General features: G+C 45.5%; 23 protein-coding genes. 9 read left to right on the top strand and 14 right to left on the bottom strand.

Annotation, left to right across the window (positions count from 1 at the left end; genetic code table 11):
- From GYY70_RS11635 to GYY70_RS11580, 12 genes are all read right to left on the bottom strand, one after another.
- Positions 1-706 (bottom strand): hypothetical protein (locus tag GYY70_RS11635; protein ID WP_174832470.1); only part of this gene is annotated, 706 nt, incomplete at its 3' end.
- Positions 707-876: 170 nt separating this feature from the next.
- Positions 877-1137 (bottom strand): hypothetical protein, encoded by a 261-nt coding sequence (locus GYY70_RS11630; protein ID WP_174832468.1) that lies wholly within the window; start codon positions 1135-1137, stop codon positions 877-879.
- 45 nt (positions 1138-1182) lie between these two features.
- On the bottom strand, positions 1183-2076 hold the full coding sequence (locus GYY70_RS11625; protein ID WP_174832466.1) for a hypothetical protein: 894 nt from the start codon (positions 2074-2076) through the stop codon (positions 1183-1185).
- Between the two features lie 533 nt (positions 2077-2609).
- Complete coding sequence (locus GYY70_RS11620; protein WP_051506515.1) at positions 2610-3848, bottom strand: sugar transferase; 1239 nt, start codon at positions 3846-3848, stop codon at positions 2610-2612.
- Between the two features lie 9 nt (positions 3849-3857).
- On the bottom strand, positions 3858-4679 hold the full coding sequence (locus GYY70_RS11615) for a glycosyltransferase (protein ID WP_174832464.1): 822 nt from the start codon (positions 4677-4679) through the stop codon (positions 3858-3860).
- Positions 4680-4830: 151 nt separating this feature from the next.
- On the bottom strand, positions 4831-5916 hold the full coding sequence (locus tag GYY70_RS11610) for a stealth family protein (RefSeq protein ID WP_174832462.1): 1086 nt from the start codon (positions 5914-5916) through the stop codon (positions 4831-4833).
- Entirely contained in the window at positions 5913-6668 is a 756-nt protein-coding gene (locus GYY70_RS11605; RefSeq protein WP_174832460.1) for a glycosyltransferase family 32 protein, read from the bottom strand. The genes GYY70_RS11610 and GYY70_RS11605 overlap by 4 nt, the downstream gene beginning before the upstream one ends.
- Positions 6665-8140 carry a lipopolysaccharide biosynthesis protein gene (locus GYY70_RS11600; protein ID WP_174832459.1) on the bottom strand — a complete coding sequence of 492 codons (1476 nt, stop codon included), beginning with the start codon at positions 8138-8140 and terminating at the stop codon, positions 6665-6667. The genes GYY70_RS11605 and GYY70_RS11600 overlap by 4 nt, the downstream gene beginning before the upstream one ends.
- Positions 8141-8166: 26 nt before the next feature.
- Positions 8167-8976, bottom strand: coding sequence for an SPOR domain-containing protein (locus GYY70_RS11595; protein ID WP_037393753.1), 810 nt, complete (start codon positions 8974-8976; stop codon positions 8167-8169).
- Positions 8973-10700 carry a biotin--[acetyl-CoA-carboxylase] ligase gene (locus GYY70_RS11590; protein WP_174832458.1) on the bottom strand — a complete coding sequence of 576 codons (1728 nt, stop codon included), beginning with the start codon at positions 10698-10700 and terminating at the stop codon, positions 8973-8975. The genes GYY70_RS11595 and GYY70_RS11590 overlap by 4 nt, the downstream gene beginning before the upstream one ends.
- A gap of 162 nt (positions 10701-10862) precedes the next feature.
- Complete coding sequence (apbC, locus tag GYY70_RS11585; RefSeq protein WP_174832457.1) at positions 10863-11942, bottom strand: iron-sulfur cluster carrier protein ApbC; 1080 nt, start codon at positions 11940-11942, stop codon at positions 10863-10865.
- Positions 11943-12029: 87 nt separating this feature from the next.
- Positions 12030-12554 carry a hypothetical protein gene (locus GYY70_RS11580; protein WP_174832456.1) on the bottom strand — a complete coding sequence of 175 codons (525 nt, stop codon included), beginning with the start codon at positions 12552-12554 and terminating at the stop codon, positions 12030-12032.
- A 670-nt stretch (positions 12555-13224) separates the two neighbouring features.
- On the opposite strand from GYY70_RS11580, the gene GYY70_RS11575 reads away from it, so the two are divergent.
- The 4 genes from GYY70_RS11575 to bfr (GYY70_RS11560) all read left to right on the top strand — a co-directional run bounded on the left by GYY70_RS11575 (position 13225) and on the right by bfr (GYY70_RS11560) (position 17673).
- Entirely contained in the window at positions 13225-14625 is a 1401-nt protein-coding gene (locus tag GYY70_RS11575) for an OmpP1/FadL family transporter (RefSeq protein WP_171991515.1), read from the top strand.
- Between the two features lie 190 nt (positions 14626-14815).
- Positions 14816-15709, top strand: a complete 894-nt coding sequence (locus GYY70_RS11570; protein ID WP_084548596.1) for an SDR family oxidoreductase — start codon at positions 14816-14818, stop codon at positions 15707-15709.
- A gap of 1015 nt (positions 15710-16724) precedes the next feature.
- The gene (bfr, locus tag GYY70_RS11565; protein ID WP_025331758.1) at positions 16725-17189 is read left to right on the top strand and encodes a bacterioferritin; all 465 of its coding nucleotides are present in this window, start codon (positions 16725-16727) and stop codon (positions 17187-17189) included.
- 10 nt (positions 17190-17199) lie between these two features.
- The gene (bfr, locus tag GYY70_RS11560; RefSeq protein WP_041880283.1) at positions 17200-17673 is read left to right on the top strand and encodes a bacterioferritin; all 474 of its coding nucleotides are present in this window, start codon (positions 17200-17202) and stop codon (positions 17671-17673) included.
- A 70-nt stretch (positions 17674-17743) separates the two neighbouring features.
- Here bfr (GYY70_RS11560) and cysG read toward each other — a convergent pair whose 3' ends face one another.
- Positions 17744-19156 (bottom strand): siroheme synthase CysG, encoded by a 1413-nt coding sequence (gene cysG, locus GYY70_RS11555; protein WP_174832455.1) that lies wholly within the window; start codon positions 19154-19156, stop codon positions 17744-17746.
- Between the two features lie 253 nt (positions 19157-19409).
- Here cysG and GYY70_RS11550 point away from each other — a divergent pair, with 253 nt between their 5' ends.
- The 5 genes from GYY70_RS11550 (at position 19410) to GYY70_RS11530 (ending at position 24184) form a co-directional block, all read left to right on the top strand.
- Positions 19410-20138 (top strand): phosphoadenylyl-sulfate reductase, encoded by a 729-nt coding sequence (locus tag GYY70_RS11550; protein ID WP_370521261.1) that lies wholly within the window; start codon positions 19410-19412, stop codon positions 20136-20138.
- A gap of 56 nt (positions 20139-20194) precedes the next feature.
- Positions 20195-21109, top strand: coding sequence for a sulfate adenylyltransferase subunit CysD (gene cysD / locus GYY70_RS11545; protein ID WP_078475255.1), 915 nt, complete (start codon positions 20195-20197; stop codon positions 21107-21109).
- Positions 21109-21711, top strand: coding sequence for an alpha/beta hydrolase (locus GYY70_RS11540; RefSeq protein WP_078475207.1), 603 nt, complete (start codon positions 21109-21111; stop codon positions 21709-21711). Before cysD ends, GYY70_RS11540 begins: the two co-directional genes overlap by 1 nt.
- 7 nt (positions 21712-21718) lie before the next feature.
- Positions 21719-23014 carry a sulfate adenylyltransferase subunit 1 gene (locus GYY70_RS11535; RefSeq protein ID WP_174832453.1) on the top strand — a complete coding sequence of 432 codons (1296 nt, stop codon included), beginning with the start codon at positions 21719-21721 and terminating at the stop codon, positions 23012-23014.
- A gap of 507 nt (positions 23015-23521) precedes the next feature.
- Positions 23522-24184 carry an XRE family transcriptional regulator gene (locus GYY70_RS11530; RefSeq protein WP_041880273.1) on the top strand — a complete coding sequence of 221 codons (663 nt, stop codon included), beginning with the start codon at positions 23522-23524 and terminating at the stop codon, positions 24182-24184.
- Between the two features lie 232 nt (positions 24185-24416).
- On the opposite strand, the gene tehB is transcribed toward GYY70_RS11530, so the two are convergent.
- Positions 24417-25277 carry an SAM-dependent methyltransferase TehB gene (tehB, locus tag GYY70_RS11525; protein WP_174832451.1) on the bottom strand — a complete coding sequence of 287 codons (861 nt, stop codon included), beginning with the start codon at positions 25275-25277 and terminating at the stop codon, positions 24417-24419.
- Positions 25278-25399 lie beyond the last annotated feature (122 nt).

The raw sequence follows: 25399 nt of genomic DNA, 5'->3' as shown, positions 1-25399 counted from the left end.
TAAATTCACACTTGATATAGGTTTTAATATTGCCGGCCTGATCTTTTTTAATCATTCTATCTTTGGTAAGGGTATCCGATTTCCACGGCTCGCCGGTTTCCGGATCAATACCATTATTTGCCCGATATACGGTTAGGCCATACAGCGGTTGTGGCTGCTGAATATAATCAATATTTGAAATTTCTTTTGATACTCTGAAGTCATCCTGGACCGTAAAATTAAAATTCAACGGTGCAGTAGCATCATATTGACCATAGACACTTACGCTTGCCCAAGGGAAAGGCTTGCCATACGGGATTAAAGTTTCATTATCGTGGCGATAATCCTCTTCTGTTTTCCGGAAAGAGGTATAGACATCGCCATCGGTAATGCGATACAGAAAGCCAAATGATTCAATTGGTAAATCATAGGTTTTAGGTGGCCGCTGGTATCTGGCTTTGATTTTCGGATCAGCAAAATCGCCCGGATCGCCCATATATCGTGCCCAGCCATCAATCACGCCAGCAGGGATGCTGATGGATTGAGTACCTAGTTTGCCAATGGTGTCATACCGCCCGCGGCTATCCTGATTACGGAATGGTTGTGGTACTTGCTCAACGACTTTTTTCTCCGGCTCTTTGCTTAAATCATGGTCACAGCCGGCAAGCAGCCACACTTGCCACAGCAGCACCACGATAAGCACAATCTTTTTATATCCAGACTTCATAAGCAGCCTTGATTCTCTATTTCACAGGATAAAAATTAACAGAAACTTTACCAAAAGAAAATAAAAAAAATGCCATTTTAGAATTTTTATTGTTTTAAATTAAATATTAAGCAAAAGTTCAGTATTTATGCATATAGAATATATTAATAAATATTTACATTTAAATAAGCTTAACCAGCGCGGCGAATCTTATTAGTTTCATCGGCCGTTAAATTATGATTATGTTTATTCGCCACCGTCTGCATAAATTCCAGTGCGCCATTACCGGTAATGGTATTCGCAGAAGCTACCCCATAGGCCCATTCAGCATAATGATAGCCACGTTTGGCCAGTTGCTGATACACCTCGCCAACATCGGATAAATCTCCATTTTCAATCTGTTTACGCCATACCTGAATTTCACTTCTGCTTACTTTTTGTGCTTCTAACATGCTCTTCTCCCTAAGATAACCAATAGGTTGTACCACTATCAAAAACTAAGCCTTACCAATCTGTTTACCCAGCAGCTTGCCTTCCCGGCTTACGCGCCAGCTATCCAGTATTTTGATAATATTGCCCTCCATTTCCTGCCACTGCGGCAGATAAGTACGGCTGTAACTAATCCATACTTGGATATGCCAGTCATCGTTATAAAACATATGGTCACAGGAATCTATATGATGGGTAAATTCACACTTGATATAGGTTTTAATATTGCCGGCCTGATCTTTTTTAATCATTCTATCTTTGGTAAGGGTATCCGATTTCCACGGCTCGCCGGTTTCCGGATCAATACCATTATTTGCCCGATATACGGTTAGGCCATACAGCGGTTGTGGCTGCTGAATATAATCAATATTTGAAATTTCTTTTGATACTCTGAAGTCATCCTGGACCGTAAAATTAAAATTCAACGGTGCAGTAGCATCATATTGACCATAGACACTTACGCTTGCCCAAGGGAAAGGCTTGCCATACGGGATTAAGGTTTCATTATCGTGGCGATAATCCTCTTCTGTTTTCCGGAAAGAGGTATAGACATCGCCATCGGTAATACGATACAGAAAGCCAAATGATTCAATTGGTAAATCATAGGTTTTAGGTGGCCGCTGGTATCTGGCTTTGATTTTCGGATCAGCAAAATCGCCCGGATCGCCCATATATCGTGCCCAGCCATCAATCACGCCAGCAGGGATGCTGATGGATTGAGTACCTAGTTTGCCAATGGTGTCATAACGCCCGCGGCTATCCTGATTACGGAATGGTTGTGGTACTTGCTCAACGACTTTTTTCTCCGGCTCTTTGCTTAAATCATGGTCACAGCCGGCAAGCAGCAACACCTGCCACAGCAGCACCACGATAAGCACAATCTTTTTATATCCAGATTTCATAAGTAGTCTTGTTTCTCTATTTTATAAAGATAAATTAACATGTTATTTACATTCAGGGAATGGCTGAATGTTGTTTGGTGTTTAAATTTTCTGTTATTTGATAATTGTTAATGACTAAATAAGGTTTGTGAAATAATTATATTGTCAGGATATGTTATATATGGAGAATAAATATTTATATATGAATAATATTGCGTTTTGATAATTGGTTATGCATAGATTTGGTTGTGGCATGTTATGCGCTAATTGCTATAGATTGATATTCGATTCGGCAATGGATGTGATTATTATTTTTTTGATACGTGTATATGGATGCGCAGTGCAGGCAGATTTTGATTGGTATGTAATTAAAGGAATTGAATAGATTATAGAAAATGGCGGAAAATAGAAGTTTAAGCGATGTTATGAGTATTACTGCTTGGCTGTTTTGATGTTCATGGTTTGCTTTTTGTTGGATTTATGGGTTTCTGTTTGTGTATTGCAACGCTACCGGTAAGGTTTTACTGGTAGCGTTTTGTATGGGGATGGCTGGGTTAGCGTGCGCCGAAGCCGGTGAGCATGGTTTTGAGGGTTTTGAAGAATATGAGTATATCGAGTGAGAAGGAAAAATGTTTGATGTAGTAAAAATCATGTTCGATTTTTATCTGGGTTTGTTCGGTGTCGGCAGCGTAGCCCTGAGTAACCTGCGCCCAGCCGGAAATACCGGGTTTGACAATGTGGCGGTAGTCATAAAAGGGAATTTCCTGAATAAACTGGTCGACAAATACTTTTTGCTCAGGACGAGGACCAATCAGGCTCATGTCACCTTTCAGGATGTTCCAGAATTGCGGCAGTTCGTCGATGCGGGTTTTGCGGATGATGTGTCCGATACGGGTGACGCGGGCATCCCCAAGCTGCGCCATGCGGGCACCGTTTTTCTCTGAATCGCTGCACATGCTGCGAAATTTATAAATACAGAATTCTTTGCCGCTGCGTCCTACACGGTTTTGCCGGAACAGGATGTTACCCGGGCTTTCAAGTTTGATGGCAATGGCAGTAATAAGCATTACCGGCAGGGTAACAGGGGCAGATAGCAGGATAAGAACGATGTCGAATACGCGTTTAATCAATACATAGGTTGGTGAAGGCAGCAAAGAACCAAGATCATTTTCATATAGGTGATGAATTTTAACCCGTCCGGTAAGAAATTCTTCTACCTGACGAATATTGTAGACAGGCATGCCATTGAGGGTTTGCCGGGCAAGAAATTTCTGCCAGTGGTTGTCGAGCTCAGGTTCGTGCAGGTCGGCAACAATGCCGTTAATGACAGAGGTCTCAGGCAGGCAAGGGCTGGTTAATTTTATCCAGTTGACGTTGGGAAGCTGATCGGCGTTGCTGGCACGTCCGTAGGGCAGGTATGCGTAGGTTGTTATGAATTTGTTGCGGTAATAGATATAAGAAATACACAGAAACAGGGACAGACAGCCTGCCATGAATAAAAACCATACGGTATAGGGCAGGTTAAAGAATTTGGCCGTCATCCACATGCCGAAAAACCAGAAGAAAGCATGCGGCAAAGCAATTACTGCGGATTTTCTGCCGGGAAAGTTGCTGAATACGGATAAAGATTTGGTTGTCAGAATATGGGCAATACCGGCAAGAATTATGCTGGTGATGAAAGCAGCACGTCCCTGAGCAAAGCCTTTAATAGGCTCCATGATGGCCAGTGGCAGTAGCATTACCAGCAGGGTTCCGAAGAAAAGACGGCTTTTATAGGACAGTAAACTTCGCATAATTGTTTTTTATTTGTTCAGGCGCAAATGTTGGTAGAGGTTGCCCAGCAGGCTGGTGGGCAGCAGACGGCTGCTGCCGCGCAGGGCAAAACAGCTTAGTGCCGGCAGTAATGGCTGGCTTTTGAGGCGGTGTTTAAGACGCAGCAGCTGCCATTCGCTGCGAAGGTAGCGCAGCCCGCGCCGGCGGGCATGCATGTTGTGGCCGGCACGGGCATACACGAGGGTTTCCGGCAGGTTTGCTGCCTGATAGCCGGCCGCCAGCAGGCGCAGCCACAGGTTATAATCTTCCATCCATTGGTGATGCTGATAGCCGCCTACTGCCTGTACCGCACTTTTGCGGTAGGCCGCAGCCATGTGATTAATCGGGTTGCGCCACTGAGCATAATGGCGGATAGCACTGTCTGTAAGAGGTACCTGCCTGACTGTGCCGCTTAGTTCAGGGGTTGTGCTGAATTCAGCTATCTGCCCGCTGAACAGGGCGATATCGGGGTTTTCCAGGATATATGCCCACTGGTATTCAAACCGTCCGGGTGCGCAGATGTCGTCAGTATCCATGCGCATGATCCATTCATGCTGGCAGTGTTCCAGTCCGGCATTAAGGGCATGTCCGAGACCGACATGCTGCGGCAGGGGGACGATTTTCAGAGGCAGCCGGGTCTGATAGCTGTTCAGTACGCTATGCAGTTCAGTACCTACGGCACCATCCAGTACCATGATGATTTCGTCGGCCTGTATGCTCTGCGTACACAGGCTTTCCAGACAGGCGCTGAGCCAGTCGGGATGTTCCTGTGCATATAAGGAAAGCAGAACGGAAAAAGGGCGCGTTTTCATGGTTGTGGCAGTGATGGATGCCTATGCTAATGGTTTGTCAAGATTTGTTTATTATATCGCAACAATGCAGGCAGGTGCCTCTCGAATGACGGCGGGTGCAGGTTTATGCTGTTACATCAAAGATAGTTGCTGATTTTTTTTACATTTATATCTATTTATACTGTGATGATGGCTGCTGGCTGTTTTGCTCAAATGAGGCCGGATCGGGCAGGTAGTGCTCGTAAAATGCACTTTGAGCAGCGTGCAGTTGTGCCAGTTCGGTGCTGTTGTTGCTGGTGTAGGTATCGTTGAGACAGACAAAACGGATTTCCGGGTGGTGATGCAGATAATGGATAGCGTTATTCAGCTCGGTGATGTTGCTGATGTTGCGCACGAAGCCGTCGTTGTGTTTTTGGGGTATGAATGCACCGCTGGCCAGTTGCCAGTAGCGATTGAGGTAGATGGTGAGGTCGTTACCGGCGCGGAAGCGGTTTGCGGTGCTGGCAAGTATTTCCGGTTCGAAGTGCTGATAAACCTGTTGCAGGGTACTGCGGGTGTACGGCTGGGGCAGATGCCAGTGAGCAAACCAAAAATAATGGCGGTAAAGGTATTTGAGCAGGAAATTGCTGAATTTTTCACGCAAACTGTAGCTATGGGCAAATAATTGCTGTTTATTCAGTGAGGCCGGCTGATACAGGCGGTTAATCAGGGCAATATTGTTATTCAGTGCATCTACCCAGCTGTTGCGGCCGCGCAGACGGCGAAACAGGCTGCCGCGCTTTAGCCAGCCATGACAGAGAAAGTCTACCGGCAGCCCGTGCTGAAACAGCCGCTCACGCGGGACAGGACGCAAAATGACGGTGTCGTCGTTAAGATAAACAAATTGTTCACTCAGGCCTTTAAGGTTAACCAGATTCATTTCGATGGCTGAGGAGTTGAATACTGGCAGATTCTGCGGGCGGATAAACAGTTGCCGGTGGCTGACAATTTCGATTTTCGGATGGCTGGTTTTCAGCCATGGTGGCTGCTGATCGGCGGTTATCAGGTAAATTTTGTGATACCACGGGCAGTTTTTTTCAATGGAGCGCAGCACATAACGCAGGGTGCCGAAATCCTGATAACGGTTATTACTGGTCGCGTCACTGTGTCCCTGATGCTGTGGCTGATAGTGGTTTTTTGCAGCCAGCCAGTCCGGATCGCTGTTGTCTACCCATGGCAGAACAAAATCAATCGGGGTATTGTCAGTACTGGTGTTCATCGGTTTTTCCGTTTGAGCAGCGCTATCAGTTTCTGGCTGTTACGGGCGCCAAGTGTAGTACGCAGAGTGTTCAGGATTCTGCGTTTGAGCCGGTTGACGCCTTTACTGTCATTAAGCCATGTACCGTCGTAGTGATGAATGCAGACAGTATTAGCAGTACGGTTCAGTTCATGGGTATAGGCATTTTTGGCCATGAAGTAATCACTTGGATAAACGCAGACATAGCCGGGAATTTCCTGTCGCTGATCGTTAAGGATAATTCCATGCTTTTGGTATATTTGTTTAAATAACTGGTTGATGGTAATAAGCTGCTGCGGATTGAATTCAAGATTCTGATACTGTTGCCGGATATCCTGCATAAGAATGCTGCCGGCTTCACAACCCATTACGCCGGCCTGAGGGTTACAGGTAAGTTCGCGGGTATAGGGATTCATGCCTTGTTCGAAACCGGTGAAGCAGTGATGGTGCAGAAACGGGTCGAATGAGGCAATCATCTGTACATCGGTATCCAGATAGATGCCGCCATGCTGATAAAGTGCCTGAATACGGCAGACATCGGCTACAAAGGCATATTTTCCGGCAGCATAGGCTGAACGGGTGTAAGCGTTAGCCTGGTAGTCAAAATTGTGTTCGTTCCACAGCTGAATTTGATAATCGGGCAGAAACTGGCGCCAGCTGGCAATATATTGTCGGGTGGTGGCAGGCAGTGGCTGAGGTCCGAACCAGCAATAGTGAATCAGTTTGGGTATCATTGGGCAGGCCGGCGATAAATCAGAATTAACAGGATGCCAAAGGGTATGGCGGTGCTCAGACCGGTAATAAAGCCAAGTTTAATCCAATCGATAAAGGTATGTACACTGATGCTGTTTACCGGATGCCAGCCAATAGTGAGGATAATGGCGATGCTAGCAAAAACTGTCAGCCACAGCAGATAGGCACGGGTGCAGGGCAGGGACAGAATGTGTTTGCTGGTGTAATGCACCATTTCACTGCTGCGGTAAAGAAATGATATCAGTGCTGCAAGTAAAATGCCGGCACTGCCCCATATCTGTATAAAGCATACTGAGCAGGTAATGTTCAGAGCAGCTTCGATCAGTGCCTGTGGTTTGGTGTCTTTGTAACGACCGGCTGCCATGATCATGGTCATACTCGGAATACGGCTGTTTTCAATAATGCCCACCAGTAAAAACAGGGCAGCCAGCACGGGCTGATGGTAGTTGGCATCGGTCATATTACGGGTATAAAGCTGAATAAAGGGCACCAGCAACAGGCCAGTGCATGTATAGACCCAGCCCAGAAAGCACATAAAGAGACGATTATAGCGGCAGAAATTCTGACGGGTGCGCTGGATATCTGTGGTAAGGCTATGACCGAAAATAGCCTGCATGCCTTGTGACAGTGATTGCAAGGCCATTTTGATGGCGCCGAAAATCAACGCATAAACGGCGTAGATGCTGGCGTCTTTCAGTGACAGGAAAAAAGTAATCAGTACCAGTGGTGAGCTGAATATCAGCAGACCGGTTAGCTGATGGGTAAGGGCATCCCATGTTTGTTGCAGCTTATACGCGTTATGTTTGTCGTAATGCTGGTTCAGATTGTGATAGTGGTGTTTTACATAGTGACGGTACAACAGAAATTTACTCGCCTGTATCAGGGTAGAGATAAACTGAACAGTCAGAATACTATAGCCATTACGAATCAGCCAGTAGCATACGACGATGTTAACGAAGATGCTGCCAGCCTGAATGGCGGAGATGATATAGGTTTTCTGGTCGGCAGTAAGTAAGGCACGGTAGCTGCCGAAAAAGAAAAAATCCAGAATATTCACGGCACCCATTATCAGTACCATGTAAAAGGTAAGGCTGGCACTGATTTCGGTGTGGGTAAGCCAGGCAAACAGGATAGCCAGTATCAGTAATGCGACGGCAAACAGCCAGCCGGAGATGCGGTAAAAGTGATGGGCGGCTGCGAGAATGCGGTTACGCAGCTGGTTATCCTGTGCTGTTAGCGCCTGATAAAGGGCTACGACGGCAGCTGCACCGATGCCAGCCTCCAGTAAAGTCAGGTAGGCAATAAACTGTTTGATAGAGGCCAGCATACCGTTGGTTGCTGAACCATAGGTTACAACAATTAACGGCGGCAGGATGAATCCGCCCAGTGCAGTTATCAGTTGCAGCAGTAGATTAGCGGATATGTTTTTCAGGATAACTGCACGGGTACTCATGAATATTTAAGCGGATAGGTGCCGGCTTAATGACATTTACCACTACGCTGCATCCGGCCGTAACGACCGGTAATGGCGTTGATGTCCTGCATAGCTGAGTTGTCTACACCACTGAATACAACGCGCATTTTGGCAATGCTGGTAGCGGAACTGCCGGATGACTGGCTGTCACTGTCGCTGCTACCGCCCAATGTGGTGATAAAGGCGTCACTGAATCCCTGCATTTTGGCTCGCGCCATCAAGCCTTCTGCATCTTCCCGGCGGTTAAATACGCCAAGGCTGACTTTACCCTGATTAACACCGTAGTCAAATCCCTGTTCCTGCAGACGGGCACGTATACTGCTGTCATTACCGGAAGAGAGGGCAACCATGTAGCGGGTAGGAGCAGCTGTCTGACGGGTTTTGGCCGGAGCGCTGACCTGTTCTATAAAGCGGCTGGTGGTAAACGGCCAGTGAGTAAGCAGGCCTTTGATACGATGAAAATCGTCTTCCGGCAGGGTAACAGTGGCAGTACAGGTATTGGCCGGAGCAGCAGGCTGTTTGTCAGTGTTGTCGGAAGCAGTAGTAGTAGCGGCAGTAGTTGTTTTGGGCGCAGCAGTAGTTTCTGTTTTGCTGGCAGCTTTAGCTGCTGTTGTATTGCTGCCGGCAACAGTTTCAGTTTCTGTTGCCTGCCGTACACTGATGTCCGGACTGGCTGGTGCAACAGCTTCTGTTTCAGGGCTGGCCGCACTGGCTGCAGCAGGTGCACCAGAATTACTATGTACCAGTTTCCCTGCTATCATGCTGCCGAAAACAATGATATTGAGTGCTACCAAAATTGCAAACAGCCATTTCATGCGTATTCAACCCAGTTTAGTAAACCGTAAATCACTAAATTATCCACAATTTCAATGCGGTTGTCTAAGACAAATGTATTAGGGAGTGCCTGAGCCACTTTATTGGCACCACCGCCGGTAATAATAATGTCGACAGGTTTACCGGCACCGATTTTCTGTTGCAGGCGCGCATGCATCAGCACAATAGCCCCGCAGACTGCGTCCATAATGCCGCTGGCCATGGCATTCGGGGTGGTGGTGGCAAAAGCGTATGGTTTGCCCAGTGGCCTGTTAAGGTTAGCAGTGCGTCGCGATAATGCCTCTTTCATTAAATAAAAACCCGGCAGGATACTGCCACCAAGATAATGGTTGGTGTCGGTAAGGGCATCTACTGTGACAGCAGTACCACAGCTGACCACGACACAGGCCTGACGGCTGTAGCGCCGGCTGCCGATGAGGTTAAACCAGCGGTCGGCACCATGTTCGGCCGGATTGCGGTAATGATTGGAGATGCCGAGTGCTTCCGGCATGGAAGGCAGCCACTGTACTGGCAGAGGCAGAATACCCGCGATTTGCTGCTGGCGGGCTTCTCCACAGACAGCACAGCCGATAATGCGCTGTACGCCGGCTCCTTGTTTGTTCCAGTCCTGAATCAGGGGTTGCAGGTCGTAGTAGGCGGCTTTGCCATAACCCAGTATGCAGCCGTTTTCTACCCATGCCCATTTGAGTTTGCTGTTGCCGGCATCCAGTAGCAGGTAACGTTTTCTGTCATTGGCTTTTACCTGATTCTGTGCAGTCCCCGGGCGCAAACTGATTTCACCGGTGACAAAACGGCGTTCTCCGTCGGCAGTTTGCAGCAATAAAGCCCCCGATGCTGCAATCCCGTTAACGGTACCTTCGGCAATGGTCTTGCCATTGGCCAAGAGATGGACTATTTGTCCTTGATCCCGATGCAGCTGGTTGTAATCATTAAGAAATGAATCTAGTCCGGTTTGGTCAAACCGCGGCAGATATTGTATCAGTTTGGCCAGAATACCCTGAAAAATCTGTGTTACCTGTGCATGTGGCAGAAGGGACAGAATAGCTGTGGCTGTGCCTACCTGATCGGGCAGGCTGAAATTGATGCCGATACCGATAACAGCAGTAGTCTGATTCTGTTGCGCTATGGTTTCAATCAGGATGCCGCCAAGTTTGTTTTTATCCAGCATCAGATCATTCGGCCATTTAATTTGTGCCGCTACACCGAGTTCGCGTAAAGTTTGTGCAACAGCCAGTGCTACTATCAGCGCCAGACCGCCAAGCTCTGCCTGAGGCCGCTTAAATGACCAGCTCAGGCTGAACATAAGGCAGTCGCCGATGCGGTTTTGCCATGATTTGCCCTGACGTCCGCGCCCGGCAGTCTGCTCATAAGCCAGACAGATTTGCGGCGCTGTATTTACCGGTGCATAGCGCAATTGCTCCAGCAGGACGCTGTTGGTCGATGTGGTCTGCTCCAGCAGCTGCGGATTAAACCCGTACTGACGGGCACTGGTATTGAAGATGTGTTCCGGTATTAATGCCAGAGTTTTAGTTAGCTGCCAGACACCATTACGCTGACGCAGCAGATTCTGGATATGGGCAGGCATATCCTGCCATGCTGCATTGAGCTGCGGTATTTTTTTATTCAGAATGCCTGCCAGTGTCTGGACTTCATGTGCCAGACCATCGGCAAGCAAGGCCAGTAACGGCCAAAACGGTGTGTTCATAAAATGGCATCACCAAGGGTGTCATTGGTTACAACAGGTTAAATTCAATTTGCTGTGTCTGACGGCTGTGCCGGATGCAGACAGGCTGTTAAAACGGCCGTGCAGTCACAACCGTTGTGAATATTATCGCATGGTTCGGTAAATGTATTTGGCTGTGCAGGTTTATTCGACCACAATTTTGGGAAAACGCCGGCTATAGTCTTTGCCCTGATCTGCCAGCGCCTGCACCAGCTGCCATGCAGCCTGTTCATACAAGCCGGCTATTTTCGGCTGCTGCTCTGCCAGTATGCCGGCGGTACCGTTATCCATGGCCTCACGTACAGCCAGTGTTAACGGTAGCTGACCCAGCAGGGGAACACCGAGTTTATCAGCAAGCTGTTTACCGCCATTCTGTCCGAAAATAGATTCGGTATGGCCGCAGTTAGAGCAGATATGCACCGACATGTTTTCAAGTACGCCAAAAATGGGAATATTGACTTTCTGGAACATATTGACTGCTTTGCGCGCATCAATCAGAGCAATATCCTGCGGTGTGGTCACTACAACCGCACCGGTAACCGGAATTTTCTGTGCCAGTGTCAGCTGGATATCGCCTGTACCGGGGGGTAAGTCGATAATCAGATAATCGACATCATCCCACTGGCTCTGAAACAGAAGCTGCTGTAAGGCCTGACTAACCATCGGGCCGCGCCAGATAACTGCCTGATCAGTATCAACCAGAAAACCAACGGACATCACTTGAATTTCACCGGCAGCCATGACCGGAATCAGTTTATCTTGATGCTGACGCGGTTCAAGGCCGGCGACACCGAGCATGGTAGGCTGGCTGGGGCCGTAAATATCAGCATCAAGAACGCCGACACGGGCACCCATGCGGCTCAGGGCAATTGCCAGATTAGCACTGGTAGTCGATTTGCCCACACCGCCTTTACCTGAGGCAACCGCAATAATATTTTTGACGCCGGCAATGGTTTGCACACCGGGCTGCACTTTATGTTTGCCTATCGCCAGTTGTACCTGAACAAATAATGGTGTGTCACCGAATTCAGTGGTAATGGCCTGATCAATACGCTGTTGCAGTTCGTCAATCAGATGGGCAACCGGATAGGGAAAAGTAAGATCCAGATGAATGCCGTCACTGGTGACGGTAACATTACTCAGGGCTTTTTCACTGCCCAGTGTACGGTTACTGTCCGGAATGGATATTGTGTTAAGTAAGGCGGTAATGGATTGTGTGTTCATGCAAATTAAGTCCGCAACTGTATTTCCGGCGCATATTTTACCCTATTTGGTCTGCAGCCAGTATTTGCTTAAGACGGTAGTGAATAATCAGGTTGGTGGCTGGGTGTTTTCAGATTCAGCAGAGCTACCGGAGTCAGCTTTGCTGTGCTGCTGCCGGCTGCGGATCCAGAGTAAACACAGACACAGGGGAGCAGGATAAAGTAACAGTATGGAAACGATGAGGTAATGCAGATTATGCCAGTCTATAACCAGCTGTCCGTGTGCAAGTGACCATAATGCCCATGACCATTGCCACCATGCAGGTAAACTAAATGCCAGTACAATCAGCAGCGCAGCTGCTCTGAGCAATGTCAGAGGCCATATCTGCTGTTGCTGTACTGCGCGGTTTAACTGTAGCAGTGTACGAAAAGCCAGGCTGAGAATGAATACCATACCGCCGTTGGCGATTACCTGTAACCAGCTAAAGGCAATGTCTGGTGATACCGGTAAACTGTTGCGCGGTACTGGCGTCTGTTCCATTGAAATACTGGCAACAATATTCAGTATGAAACTGTAAATCAGATCCAGCCATAACAGTAATAGTGGCCAGGTACGTTTCAAACGTTGAAACATTGTTATGCTGCCGTGGAAATCAATAATACGACAGTGTAACCACTGGCACTGGTTACTGTAAATGGCTGGTTGCCGGATATTTTTGCTAATAAATGCTGAAACTGCTATATAAAAAATAATTAATAATTGCAAAATCGGGCAAATATTGATGGCGGAATAATGAAACGCTGGTGTGAGGCACAGCGGAATGGATGGTATTCATTTTCAGGTAATCATTAGTTATCTGTTTATCTGTGGTTTGCTTACCAGCCAGAAATAATGGTCAGTCATGTATAAGCAAACTGAACATGATATCGGGCAAATATGTTTCAAATTCATTCTGAATAATACAATTTTGTTGTTATTTAATTTATTATGCGTTTAGTTCTCTTGTTTGTCTGTCCGGTTTTAATCAGTGCATATCTCTGATATCGGTAATTTTATATCTTTGAAAAATAATAATTTTTATTTGCATTTTTTATGCAATTTGAATGAAAATTAATTGTATCCAATTATAAAAAATTTAATCTATTTGAATAATTGTAAAGATTATCTATCAGCATTATTTATCTTTTTAAGTTAGAATAAACACTCAAATTTTGCTAATTTGAAATTTTACTGAATATTTTTATTTATTTTCTGACCTTTAATTAAGGTCTTTTTTTATTTTATGCGTTTGAGAAAAAACACAATGACAAGACATTTGCCAGTTGTGATGAAAATAAGTGCGGTGTTAATCAGTACTGCGGTAGTTGTTTCTCCTGTATATGCTTCAGGATATCATTTGGGATTACAGTCGGTAACAGCTGTTGGAACCGGTAATGCAGCTGCTGCTGAAGCGGCTGATGCGGCAACCATTGTCAATAATCCTGCCGGATTGACGTATCTGGATGGCACCCAGCTTGATACTAATCTGTTTGTGATTAAACCTGATATTAAATATCGTAATGCCCGTGGGACATTTTCAGACGGTGCGGCTGTACAGGGACCTGAGCATGGCAATATTGCCAATACCGCGCAACTGGTGCCGCAGCTGTATTTTTCCCATCGCCTGAACGACAGATGGGGTATGGGACTTGGGGTATATATTCCGTATGCGGCCAGAACCAATGATAGTTCTGATTCGGTATTGCGCTATAACGTGAATAAAACCAATGTAAAGGCATTGAATATTAATCCGGCTGTTGCCTACAAAATTAATGACAGACATTCACTGGGTGTGGGGCTGATTGCGCAATACCTGCATGCAGAAGTACAGAAATATGCGGATTTTACGCCGGTAGGCAGTGCACAGTCGGGAATACCGCAATCTGTATTACATCAGAAAGCTCCGGGCGCATTTGATGCACGCGCAACAGTTAAGGGTAATGACTGGGGCTATGGTTTTAATGCCGGCTGGTTATGGGACATTAATGATGATGTCCGGGTTGGTGTCAGCTATCGTTCGAAGATTAATCAGCATTTGCACGGTACTGCGCGCTGGAAACCTATGGGCAGATATGCAGAAAACTATGCTCCGCTGTTTGAGCAGTTTGGCTTTAAGGCTCTGGAAGGTGCACAGGTACAGATTACTACGCCGGAAGTAGTATCTGTACATGGTATGTGGAAGGTCAATCCGCAGTGGAATGTTTTCAGCAATGTGAGCTGGACGCGTTCTTCACGCCTGCATGCTCTGGATATTAAATTTGAGAATGATAAGGCAATTGATCCGGTACATGGCGCTACTTCGAATACCACTCATATTGCCACAAACTGGCGTGATACTTATGCGGTTGGCGTGGGTGCTTCCTATCAGCAGAATCCGCATCTGCAGTGGCGTTTCGGCGTGAATTATGACCAGTCACCAGTACGCAGTGCTTCTTCGCGTCTGTCTACTATTCCTGATGGTAACCGCTGGCTGTTTGGTGCCGGATTTAAGTATGATGTGGATAAAAAGAATACGGTAGCGGTATCGTATGCCTATCTGCATATTCAGCATACACATATGAATCAGCAGGATGAAGGAACACATGTATCAAGCAATGTGCGTGGTGAAGCCGATTATCGTTCGAATGCGCATATTGCCGGTGTTTCGTATACTTACCGGTTCTGAAATCTGTCCGGATGGATGTTTGATGTCATCATTTGATTATTGTTTTTTTTTTAAGCCATTGAGATTAATAAACTTTAACTAGAATAATGACATAAATTACAGATACTTTTCTTTGTTGTGTACTAATCTGTCGTATGATGGTTCAGCTGTTCCATTTTGGATAAAGCATTGTTAAACAAGGAGATGTATTATGAAGCATCAAGAAGGTTTACAAGATCCAAGAACCAAGTACTACCATCAGGATTTTTCTAAACAGCATCAGCCTGCACCGGGCTTGCAAAGCAGAATGGATCCGGTGCCGGATTGCGGTGAAAGAAGTTACGAAGGTCATGGTCGTTTACGCGGCCGTAAAATTCTGGTAACTGGTGCTGATTCAGGTATTGGTCGTGCTGCTGCTATCGCTTATGCACGCGAAGGTGCCGATCTGGCCATTAATTATTTGCCTGCCGAAGAAGAGGATGCAAAACAGGTTGCTGCTCTGGCACAGGAAGCCGGCCGTAAAGTGGTGTGCATACCCGGTGATTTGAGTGATGAGCATTTTTGCAAACAGCTGGTTGAAAAAGCACGTACCGAGCTGGGCGGTCTGGATGGTCTGACTTTAGTTGCTGGTAAACAGACTGCGGTAGAGCGTTTCTGTGATATCAGCACTGAACAGTTGAAAAAGACTTTTGAAGTGAATATTTTTTCCCTGTTCTGGGTAATTCAGACTGCTATGCCGCACTTGCCTGCCGGTGCCACTATTGTGACGACCAGCTCTGTACAGGCATATCAGCCTAGCCCGAATCTGGTCGACTATGCCACTACTAAAGCCGGAATTGTTGCTTTTACTCAGGCGTTGGCTAAACAGGTTGCCGCCAAAGGTATCCGGGTTAATTCTGTAGCTCCCGGTCCAATCTGGACTGCACTGGAAATTACCGGTGGTCAGCCTCCTGAAGCTATTCCGAAATTCGGTCAGAGTGAATCAGTACTTGGTCGTGCCGGACAGCCTGCCGAACTTGCATCTACCTATGTTTTCTTAATGTCTGAAGAATCCAGCTATGTGACAGCACAGGTATACGGAGTAACTGGTGGTATTGTGCTGTAAGCCAGTACTTTAAACCGTAATCTGTATTAATCCGTACTGAAATTTTTTTCCGCTCTGATTGTTTATCAGCCGGAGAACTTAAATTCCGGTACGGATTTTTTGTTACTTACAAACGGATTTTCTGCTTTCTTCTGACCAGCCAGTATTTATTTGACAGGCTGTAGTCATCATTCTCAAAAGCCATCCGGTATGATTCTTGTATTTTGGTCAGAGGTATTACCCTGTATCTGTAAATAACTACTAATTGACTGTATTAGCATTGTATTAAATAAATTGTTTCAATATTGAAGTTCCGGACATTGCCTCTCTTTCAGGCAAACTATTTTATTTTCATAATTTTTGATACTAAGCAGTATTTATTTTATTGGTATATTCTGCTCCGATAATAAATGCGAATAATTATGTTTTACACGGATAACTAACTGATAAAATTATGGGTATGTTGCTGTAAAAATAAAAATAAATAGTGAAAATAAGTTAAATTATATAAATATTTTATAAATTAAATGGCTATTACAGGTAGTTTTCAACAGCTTAATAGATGGTGAGAACCATTATTGTTGTAAAGATATGTTTTTATTTAATATTTTGTTAAATTGAGAATATTTTATCAAATTATTATGAAAATTAGTCTTATTTAGATTAAAAATAGTTATTTAATTTAATGTTATGATAACCCTAAATGGTTGTATTAATGATTAGGCAGAATTTATTGCTTTATTAATACAATTATTTAGAGGGGAGTCGGGTTGCGGGCTAGTAATAGTCTGCAACCCAAGACAGAAAAGATATTATTTTAGAATATTTTTCCCCGTATAAATGACTGCGCGATGTCAGTGCATCGCCTAATCTGCTGATGATACCGGCAATGATAAATTAATAAACAAAATTCTATGAATGGCGTTCAGGCTATGACGGCAAATGAGTCAGGGCGGTTTGTTGACGACTGTTTAGTGATTGAGCATGCCTGTCTGGACGGATTAGCAGAAGAGTTTTGAGCAAAAAGGAAACAGACATGGAAGGCAAAAAAGTTGTACTGGATTGTTTAAACCGGTTACTGGCAGGAGAGCTGGCCGCACGTGACCAGTATTTTGCGCATTCACGCATGTATGAAGATATGGGCTATATGAAGCTTTTTCAGCGTATAGACCATGAGATGCAGGAAGAAACCGATCATGCTCACCAGTTTATTCACCGTATTCTGATGCTCAATGGCAAACCGGAAATGGTACCGGATGCAATTAATGTCGGTACTGATGTGATTAGTATGCTTGAAAATGATCTGGCAACAGAGCTTTGTGTACGCCAGAATCTGAAAGATGCAATTAAGCTGTGTGAGCAGGAACAGGACTATGTCACCCGGCAGTTTCTGGTGACACAGCTGAAAGATACTGAAGAAGACCATGCTCACTGGCTGGAGCAACAGTTACGCCAGATTGAAATAATGGGTTTGCCGAATTATCTGCAAAGCCAGCTGTAAGGAGAAAGATATGCAGGGTGATCGTCTGGCCTTACAGGCATTGAATAAAAATCTGGGTCTGTTGCTGGTATCTATCAATCAGTATTTTTTACATGCACGGATATTACGTAACTGGGGTTTTGCCGAACTGGGTGAGGCATTATACAAACATTCGATTCGCGATATGAAAAGTGCGGATGCACTGATTGAACGCATTCTGCTGCTGGAAGGACTGCCAAATTTACAGGAATACGGCAAAATTCTGGTTGGCGAAAATATCATCGAAATTCTGCAATGTGACCAGCAGGCAGAACAGGCAAAACATGTGGCACTGGCTGATGCCATTGCAGTATGTGAAAACCAGCTGGATTTTGTTTCCCGTGATTTGCTTGAACAGCAAAAAGCAGTAAATGAAGAGTATCTGGACTGGCTGGGAACACAGCTAGACCTGATTGAAGAAGTTGGTCTGGCTAACTATGCCCAGACCGCAGCGCAGGCAGACTGATACTTGCCTGAATGAAAAAACAACACGTTTGCAAACGTGTTGTTTTTTCAGCCGGAGAAATGATTAATTTCTATGCAGCAGCTTCACTGGCAACAGGTTGGATATCCGTCTGGTTAAACCATGCCAGTTGCTCCTGCAACTGTACTACTTCACCGATAACCATCAGAGCCGGTGTATCAGCCTGCTGAGCCAGATCGGCCAGCTGATGCAGCCTGCCGGTTAAGACACTCTGGCTGGACAGCGTACCATGAGAAATAATCGCAACCGGTGTATCGGCGGCACGTCCGTGGTTAATGAGTTGTCTGCTGATTTCAGCGGCTTTCAGCGTACCCATGTAAATGACCAGTGTCTGCCGGTTACGGGCGAGTGTCTGCCAGCCATAAGGCTGGTCGGCCAGCTGCTGATGACCGGTAATAAATAATACACTCTGAGCATAATCACGATGGGTTAACGGAATACCGGCATAGGCAGTTGCCCCCAGACCGGCACTGATACCCGGAATAACCCGAAACGGAATCTCAGCAGCCTGCAATATGGCACATTCTTCTCCGCCACGACCGAATATAAACGGATCACCGCCTTTCAGACGCACAACACGTTTTCCCTGCTGCGCCCACTGTACCAGTAATTCATTGGTTTGCTGTTGCTGTACCTGATGGTGTCCGCAACGTTTGCCTACACTGATTTTTAATGCATCACGCCTAACCAAATCCAGTACTTCTGCTGAAACCAGTGCATCATATAACACCACATCTGCTGCCTGTATCGCCTGTAAAGCATGCAGGGTCAGCAGACCGGCATCGCCCGGGCCGGCTCCGACCAGAGTAACTTCGCCCTGTGGCAAAGGCTGATGCTGCGTAAGTTGTTGTTGCAGCAGTGTTTCTGCTGCTGATTCATCACCACGGGCAATATACTGGTTAAAACGGCTGTGTTCAAACAGATATTCCCAGAAACGCCTGCGTTCGCTCATGTTGTGCAGCGTGGCTTTGACTCGTTTGCGCCAGCGTCCGGCTATCGCCGCTGCCCGTCCGATAGAAAAGGGCAGTAATAATTCAATTTGCTGACGAATCAGCCGAGCCAGCACAGGTGCATGACCGCCGCTGCTTACCGCTACCTGTATCGGATTGCGGTCAATCAGTGCCGGGACAATAAATGAGCAGCAATCAGGCTGGTCTACGCAGTTGCAGAAAGTGGCTGCTGCTTCGGCTGCCTGAAAAATACGCTGGTTAAGCGCATGATCGCTGGTTGCGGCAATCACCAGAAAAATACCGTTTAATAAATCAGGGCTGAATTCGGTACTTATATGTTCAGCCTGTTGCCGGTCAAACCATTCTTTAAATCTGGCTGTAGTCTGCTGTGCGACGACCAGCAGATGCGCACCAGCTTCTAATAAAGCACCGGCTTTGCGTTCGGCTACGTGGCCGCCACCCACCAGTAATACCTTACGCTGGTGTAGTTGGGTAAAAATCGGGTAGTGATTCATGCTGACTTGTCGTTGTTGTTTATACGCTATCTTATAAGCGCTGGTGCCCGGATGAAAAAGAAGCAATTTTTCTAACCAAAGCGTTGGCAGTTATATCTGTAACAGCAGCATCAGTGACCGGAAGTTTGGTTATAAAGAAAGAAATTTTTATTCTTTCCTCCATGCCGGCTGCACTTGTTACTATTTGTGCTATTCAGACAGTAATCCGGTTAAACAATTACTGTCATTAATAATTTGTGCATTCAGGATAGTGATAACCATGTTGCGTCCCCGTTTGTGGACTCCTCCGCATGATGCGGCTGCCACCGGCCGCCTGCCGGCTCTGACGGCCGAGCTGACAACACGCTTGCAGCAGATTGCACAGCAGCATCACCATGTTAAATTTGCTTCCAGTCTGGCGGTTGAAGACATGGTCATTACTGATGTGATTGCCCGCGAACAGCTGCCTATTGAAGTATTTACGCTTAATACTGGTGCATTGAACAGTGAAACACTGAGCTTGCTGGGGGCTGTGCGTCAGCACTGGGGTATTCATATTACGGAATACCGGCCGGATGAACACGCTGTTAATGCATATATCGCCACTCACGGCAGACTGGCTTTTTATGACAGTGTTGCACTGAGGCGTGAGTGCTGTCATATCCGCAAAATAGAACCGCTTGGCCGTGCTCTGAGTCAGGCCGATGCCTGGATAACCGGACAAAGGCGTGAGCAGTCGGCAACACGTACGGCTCTGGCTCTGGCAGAGCAGGATCAGGTGCACGGCATGGCTAAATATAACCCTCTGGCCGAATGGCTGGAAACTGAAATATGGGCATATGCCCGGCAGCAGCAGTTACCGGTTAATGCCCTTTATCAGCAGGGTTATCCCAGTATCGGCTGTGAGCCCTGTACCCGCCCTGTAAAAGCAGGCGAAGACATTCGTGCCGGACGCTGGTGGTGGGAAAGTCAGGACAGTAAAGAATGTGGTTTACATAAATAAGCTGAAATCAACTCAGGGTTGCAGACAGAATGGTCTGTGCCCGTAACGGGAATATCATGAGTATTCAAGACAAACATCTGGACTGGCTGGAAGCTGAATCTATTTACATTATCCGCGAAGTAGTGGCCGAAGCACGCAATCCGGCATTACTGTTTTCCGGCGGCAAGGATTCAGTGGTGCTGCTGTCTCTGGCTGTAAAGGCTTTTCAGATTCCGGGGCACAGCCTGCAACTGCCATTGACACTGGTGCATATAGATACCGGACACAACTACCCGGAGGTTATTGCTTTCCGTGATGAAGTCGTACGCCGCCTTGGTGCACGTCTGGTCGTCGGCAGCGTAGAAGAGTCGATTCGCCGCGGCAGTGTTACTCTGCGCCGGGCTACAGATTCACGGAATGCCGCACAGGCTGTCACTCTGCTGGAAACAATTGAAGCCAATGGCTTTGATGCATTAATGGGCGGTGCCAGACGGGATGAGGAAAAAGCCCGGGCTAAAGAACGGATTTTTTCTTTTCGGGATGAATTTGGTCAGTGGGATCCGAAAAACCAGCGTCCCGAATTATGGGATTTGTACAATACACGTCTGCATCCGGGTGAAAATATGCGGGTTTTTCCGATTTCCAACTGGACAGAGCTGGATATCTGGCAATATATCGCGCGTGAACAGCTTGCTTTGCCGGAGATTTACTATGCACATCAGCGAGAAGTCGTTGAGCGCAACGATATGCTGGTACCGGTAACAGAGCTGACACCGAAAAAAGAAGGTGAAGTCAGTATTGTGCGCAGTGTACGTTTCCGGACTGTCGGCGATATTTCCTGCACCTGTCCGGTAGCCAGCACAGCCAGTACAGCAGCAGAAATTATTGCTGAAACCGCACAAACCACGATTTCCGAACGTAATGCTACCCGTATGGATGATCAGGTATCGGAAGCAGCGATGGAAGAGCGCAAGAAAGCAGGTTATTTCTGATGACAGAAAAACAAACGGTATTACCGGCCAGAATATTTATTGTGCATGGTTTTCAGAGCAGTCCGCAGGATAACTGGTTCGACTGGCTGGCTGCACAGATCCGGACAACCGGTGCAGAAGTAACCGTACCGCTTATGCCTCAGCCGGATTATCCGCAGGCAGCGCAATGGCAGCAGACACTGGATAAGCTTATCGGGCAGCCGGATGAACAGACTTTTCTGATTGGTCATAGTCTTGGCGTTATTACGCTGCTGCAATTTCTCAGCCGGCATAAACCTGCACGGCTGGGCGGTCTGATTCTGGTTGCCGGATTTGCCGCACACCTGCCCAGGCTACAAATACTGGATGGTTATATTGATGCCAGTCAGCCGGATTTTGCAGTATTGCAGCAAATCAGTATGCCGGTTCACAGCATTATTTCAACTAATGACCCATATGTTCCCGAAGCAGCCAGTAACGATATTGCCCATGCCTTGCATAGCAGTATTCAGTATATCCCTGATGGCGGCCATCTGATGGCAGAAGACGGCTTCAGAAAACTGGAACCTGCCCGGGACAGCCTGCAACAGATGCTGGCACAGGCGGCAACCTTAAAAAAGTGAGACACCGATGAGTACTGATTCTGTATTGCGTTTTATTACTGCCGGCAGCGTAGATGATGGTAAATCCACACTGATAGGACGACTGCTGTTTGACAGTCAGTCCTTACTGGCTGATCAGGTTGCTTCGCTGTATCACGGCAAGCACAAACGTACCGCCGACGGCATTCCTGATTTTGCTCAGCTAACTGACGGACTTGCCGCTGAGCGTGAGCAGGGTATTACTATAGATGTAGCCTATCGTTATTTTGCCACACCGGCGCGTAAATTTATTATTGCTGACACGCCGGGGCATGAGCAGTACACACGCAATATGGTTACAGGTGCATCTACTGCTGATGCAGCCATTATTCTCATAGATGCAACCCGGCTGGATTACACTGAACATACACCAGCCTTACTGCCGCAAACCCGCCGCCATAGCGCAATTCTGAAACTGCTGGGTACGCCGCATATCATTGTGGCTGTAAACAAACTGGATTTACTGGATTACAGTGAAGAAAAATTTAATGCCATTAAGCGTGCCTATGCTGAACTGGCTGTTGCTCTGGATTTGCACAATATCAGCTACGTACCCATATCAGCTTTGAATGGTGACAATATAGTGACTGCCAGCGCGCATATGCCATGGTATCAGGGGCAGCCTCTGTTGCCTTTGCTGGAAAGCCTGCCCGCTGCCAACCGCAGCAGCCAGTTACTGTCTGCTCCTGCATTATTCCCTGTTCAGCGGGTTGCCCGGCTGGATGGCAGCAGCGCAGATGATTTTCGCGGTTATCAGGGGCGTCTGGAACAAGGTACCCTGAAAGTGGGCGACCGTATACGCATTGAACCGGCAGGGCAGACCAGTACCATAGCGGCCATTTATACGCCTGATGGTCAGGTGGAGCAGGCACAGTCAGGAGCTGTGCTGACTGTGGTACTAGCAGATGATGTTGATGTTTCCCGGGGCGACAGTCTGGTGGCAGCAGATAGTGCATTACAGCCTGTAAAAACCATCAGTGCTTCCGTGTGCTGGTTTGACAGCAAACCCTTAAACTCAGCCCGCCGCTACTGGCTCAAGCATACTACTCAGACGGTATACGCCAAAATCAGACAGGTTGATTATCTGCTGGATGTACAAAGCCTGAACCATCGCGAAGACAGCGACAGCCTGCAGCTAAACGATATTGGCCGTGTACAGCTTAGTATTCAGAAACCTGTGGTAGCAACTACTTATGAGGATAATCCTGCTGCCGGAGCCTTTATTCTGATTGATGAAGCCACCAACCATACTGTTGCCGCCGGTATGATTGTTTCTGTTGCTTAAAACCGCATTCAATAATAATTAATCTATTGAAAATAAGCAGACAGAATTAATATTCTGTCTGTCTGGTATCAGCCTGATAATCAGGCTGATATTGTTTTGGCATATATTAACTTGTAGATAATATTTATTAAATTTATTCGTCGTTTCAGATTATTTATCCGGCAAAATTCAGATATATTTAATATCTAACAGGTAAATATCTGATGCTTTGAATGCAAACATACAATGTCAGAATAAGATTTATATCAAACTTTTGTGTAAAAAATATGTAAAAATGACGTTAAACTGAAAGTTTAAAAAGTCAAATTGTTAATGTAATATGATATTGATTAAAGTTTATGATGAATTATCATATTAATATTATTGAATAATTTATATAGGGTAAATAATATTAACTTTTTTTGGATAAATTTCCATATTTTATATATTAAAAATGATTATTCGTATAAACAAAACATAACACGATTTACGTTAACATCATTCTGTATTTGAGTCAGGAGATAACTGATGTTAAGCGATCGGATTAAACAGGCGCGTAAGCATGTGGCTCTGTCACAGCAACAGGTGGCTGATAGAATGGGGGTTTCTAAAACTGCCGTATTTAAATGGGAGAATGGTCATTACGAACCGAAAAATCTGGATATACTGGCCAATATACTGGGTGTCAGTTTATCCTGGTTACGTGAAGGCCGTGGTAGTCCTTTTCCGGCTACAACCACAACATTGGCTGCAGAAGTAAATATTATTGCAGAAAATCAGGATCAAACGCTCGTTCCATTTTATTCTTCAATAGAACAGGCCGGCAGTGTGCAGTCAAACCAACTGCATATTCAGCACGGTAAAAGAATCAGTTTAAGAACTGAGCTTCTGGAGCGTAAAAAAATCAATCCGCAAATGGTGGTGTGCTTTTCGGTAAATGATAATAGTATGGAACCTATTATTCCTTACGGTACTATTTTTGCAGTAGATTTAAACCGCACCAATATTATTGATGGTAATTTATATCTGATTAAACAAAATCACCAGTATCGCATCAGGAAACTATATTCAATGCCCTATGAAGAAGTACGTTTGCATGCTTTTAATACAAAGGAATATAGTGATGTCTGTATACCAGCTAATCACATTATTATCATTGGCCGGATATTTTATTACGCTGTAGAGTTGTAATTGGTGTCATTATCATGCTATTTTTTAATTAAACTGGATACTTTTACTTTTAATTCAGTTAGTTGTTTACTAATGCTCTGCTGGTTTCAAGGGAAACAGATCTGACTGTTTTCAAATAAGTATTACTTAGTCTGAAACTGGCATTATCGCTTTTTAATCTTATATAGTTATTATTGAATTTTCTATTTAACCATTGCATGTTTTCAATTGTACTCAACTACATCCTGAGATATTACTTTTTTTGTGCCAGTAAAGTGGCAAATCGCAGTTTTATTCGATTCCCATCACTATCGGTTTTATGCAGTTCACCAACATCTTCATTGTATTTCAGAATATTCCAGTCCTGATAATAATTACGCAATTCATTCTTTTTAAAAGTAAACGAAAACCCGACTGTACAAGGGAAATCGTCAGTGGACATCGCACTGACAATTAAATTATACCCCCCCGGTTTTGTTATCATTTGCATATTGCGAATGATATCGGGAATTCTGTCTGCCTGTAGAAACATCATTACCACTGTTGAAATAATTAAATCGTAATTACCTGTTAAATCAGCCTGATTTATATCATAAACAGATGCATTAATATGGTCTAAATGTTCATTAGCAATAATGCTTTGTAGATTATTAATACTCACCTCTGATTTATCAACGGAATCAACATCAAAACCCAGTAGCTGTAAATAGAGTGAGTTACGACCGGAACCACAGCCTAAATCCAAAACTTTCCCTGCCGGAATGAACTGACTAACAGCCAGTACTTCAGAGTGCGTTTTGGTCATTTGATATCTTTTCTGAGTGTAATCTTCCGGCAGACAATAAAAAGCCAGCTGGCATTGCAGATCATCCGATACCTGAGCTATCCGGTGCCATTGCTGCGGTAAAATCAACGGTGGTTGCTGCTGAGTATTGAAAACATGCTCAGAAATGATGTCTCCCTGTTCGGTTAATATATCGAAATTCACATAACCTTTAATAATATTTAATTTTGCCCAGGTACCTGTTTGTGTATTATGCTGTTCACGAAACTGTTTCGGTAAGGTTTGTGCATTCCAGACTGGTAATGTTTTATAGCAAATTAAATTTTTCATCACATCACTATTAATAAAATAACTTATTGATACCATAGTATATGGCTTTTCTGATTAGTTAAGGTTTTCAAATATAAAATCTGATCCTGAACAATAAATTATTGATAATACCTTCTGTCCAA

Source organism: Snodgrassella sp. ESL0324, assembly GCF_013344955.1.
Classification (GTDB): domain Bacteria; phylum Pseudomonadota; class Gammaproteobacteria; order Burkholderiales; family Neisseriaceae; genus Snodgrassella; species Snodgrassella alvi.
Note: the sequence above shows the minus strand (reverse complement) of the source record. Positions and strands in the feature narration are given on the sequence as shown.

What these genes read in the sequence shown, in the direction of transcription:
- GYY70_RS11580 (WP_174832456.1), bottom strand. Translation starts at nt 12,554, where the DNA reads ATGTTTCAACGTTTGAAACGTACCTGGCCACTATTACTGTTATGGCTG.
- GYY70_RS11590 (WP_174832458.1), bottom strand. Translation starts at nt 10,700, where the DNA reads ATGAACACACCGTTTTGGCCGTTACTGGCCTTGCTTGCCGATGGTCTG.
- tehB (WP_174832451.1), bottom strand. Translation starts at nt 25,277, where the DNA reads ATGAAAAATTTAATTTGCTATAAAACATTACCAGTCTGGAATGCACAA.
- GYY70_RS11530 (WP_041880273.1), top strand. Translation starts at nt 23,522, where the DNA reads ATGTTAAGCGATCGGATTAAACAGGCGCGTAAGCATGTGGCTCTGTCA.
- GYY70_RS11575 (WP_171991515.1), top strand. Translation starts at nt 13,225, where the DNA reads ATGACAAGACATTTGCCAGTTGTGATGAAAATAAGTGCGGTGTTAATC.
- cysG (WP_174832455.1), bottom strand. Translation starts at nt 19,156, where the DNA reads ATGAATCACTACCCGATTTTTACCCAACTACACCAGCGTAAGGTATTA.
- GYY70_RS11595 (WP_037393753.1), bottom strand. Translation starts at nt 8,976, where the DNA reads ATGAAATGGCTGTTTGCAATTTTGGTAGCACTCAATATCATTGTTTTC.
- bfr (WP_041880283.1), top strand. Translation starts at nt 17,200, where the DNA reads ATGCAGGGTGATCGTCTGGCCTTACAGGCATTGAATAAAAATCTGGGT.
- GYY70_RS11615 (WP_174832464.1), bottom strand. Translation starts at nt 4,679, where the DNA reads ATGAAAACGCGCCCTTTTTCCGTTCTGCTTTCCTTATATGCACAGGAA.
- apbC (WP_174832457.1), bottom strand. Translation starts at nt 11,942, where the DNA reads ATGAACACACAATCCATTACCGCCTTACTTAACACAATATCCATTCCG.
- GYY70_RS11540 (WP_078475207.1), top strand. Translation starts at nt 21,109, where the DNA reads ATGACAGAAAAACAAACGGTATTACCGGCCAGAATATTTATTGTGCAT.
- GYY70_RS11570 (WP_084548596.1), top strand. Translation starts at nt 14,816, where the DNA reads ATGAAGCATCAAGAAGGTTTACAAGATCCAAGAACCAAGTACTACCAT.
- GYY70_RS11630 (WP_174832468.1), bottom strand. Translation starts at nt 1,137, where the DNA reads ATGTTAGAAGCACAAAAAGTAAGCAGAAGTGAAATTCAGGTATGGCGT.
- GYY70_RS11620 (WP_051506515.1), bottom strand. Translation starts at nt 3,848, where the DNA reads ATGCGAAGTTTACTGTCCTATAAAAGCCGTCTTTTCTTCGGAACCCTG.
- GYY70_RS11605 (WP_174832460.1), bottom strand. Translation starts at nt 6,668, where the DNA reads ATGATACCCAAACTGATTCACTATTGCTGGTTCGGACCTCAGCCACTG.
- cysD (WP_078475255.1), top strand. Translation starts at nt 20,195, where the DNA reads ATGAGTATTCAAGACAAACATCTGGACTGGCTGGAAGCTGAATCTATT.
- GYY70_RS11535 (WP_174832453.1), top strand. Translation starts at nt 21,719, where the DNA reads ATGAGTACTGATTCTGTATTGCGTTTTATTACTGCCGGCAGCGTAGAT.
- bfr (WP_025331758.1), top strand. Translation starts at nt 16,725, where the DNA reads ATGGAAGGCAAAAAAGTTGTACTGGATTGTTTAAACCGGTTACTGGCA.
- GYY70_RS11610 (WP_174832462.1), bottom strand. Translation starts at nt 5,916, where the DNA reads ATGAACACCAGTACTGACAATACCCCGATTGATTTTGTTCTGCCATGG.
- GYY70_RS11600 (WP_174832459.1), bottom strand. Translation starts at nt 8,140, where the DNA reads ATGAGTACCCGTGCAGTTATCCTGAAAAACATATCCGCTAATCTACTG.
- GYY70_RS11625 (WP_174832466.1), bottom strand. Translation starts at nt 2,076, where the DNA reads ATGAAATCTGGATATAAAAAGATTGTGCTTATCGTGGTGCTGCTGTGG.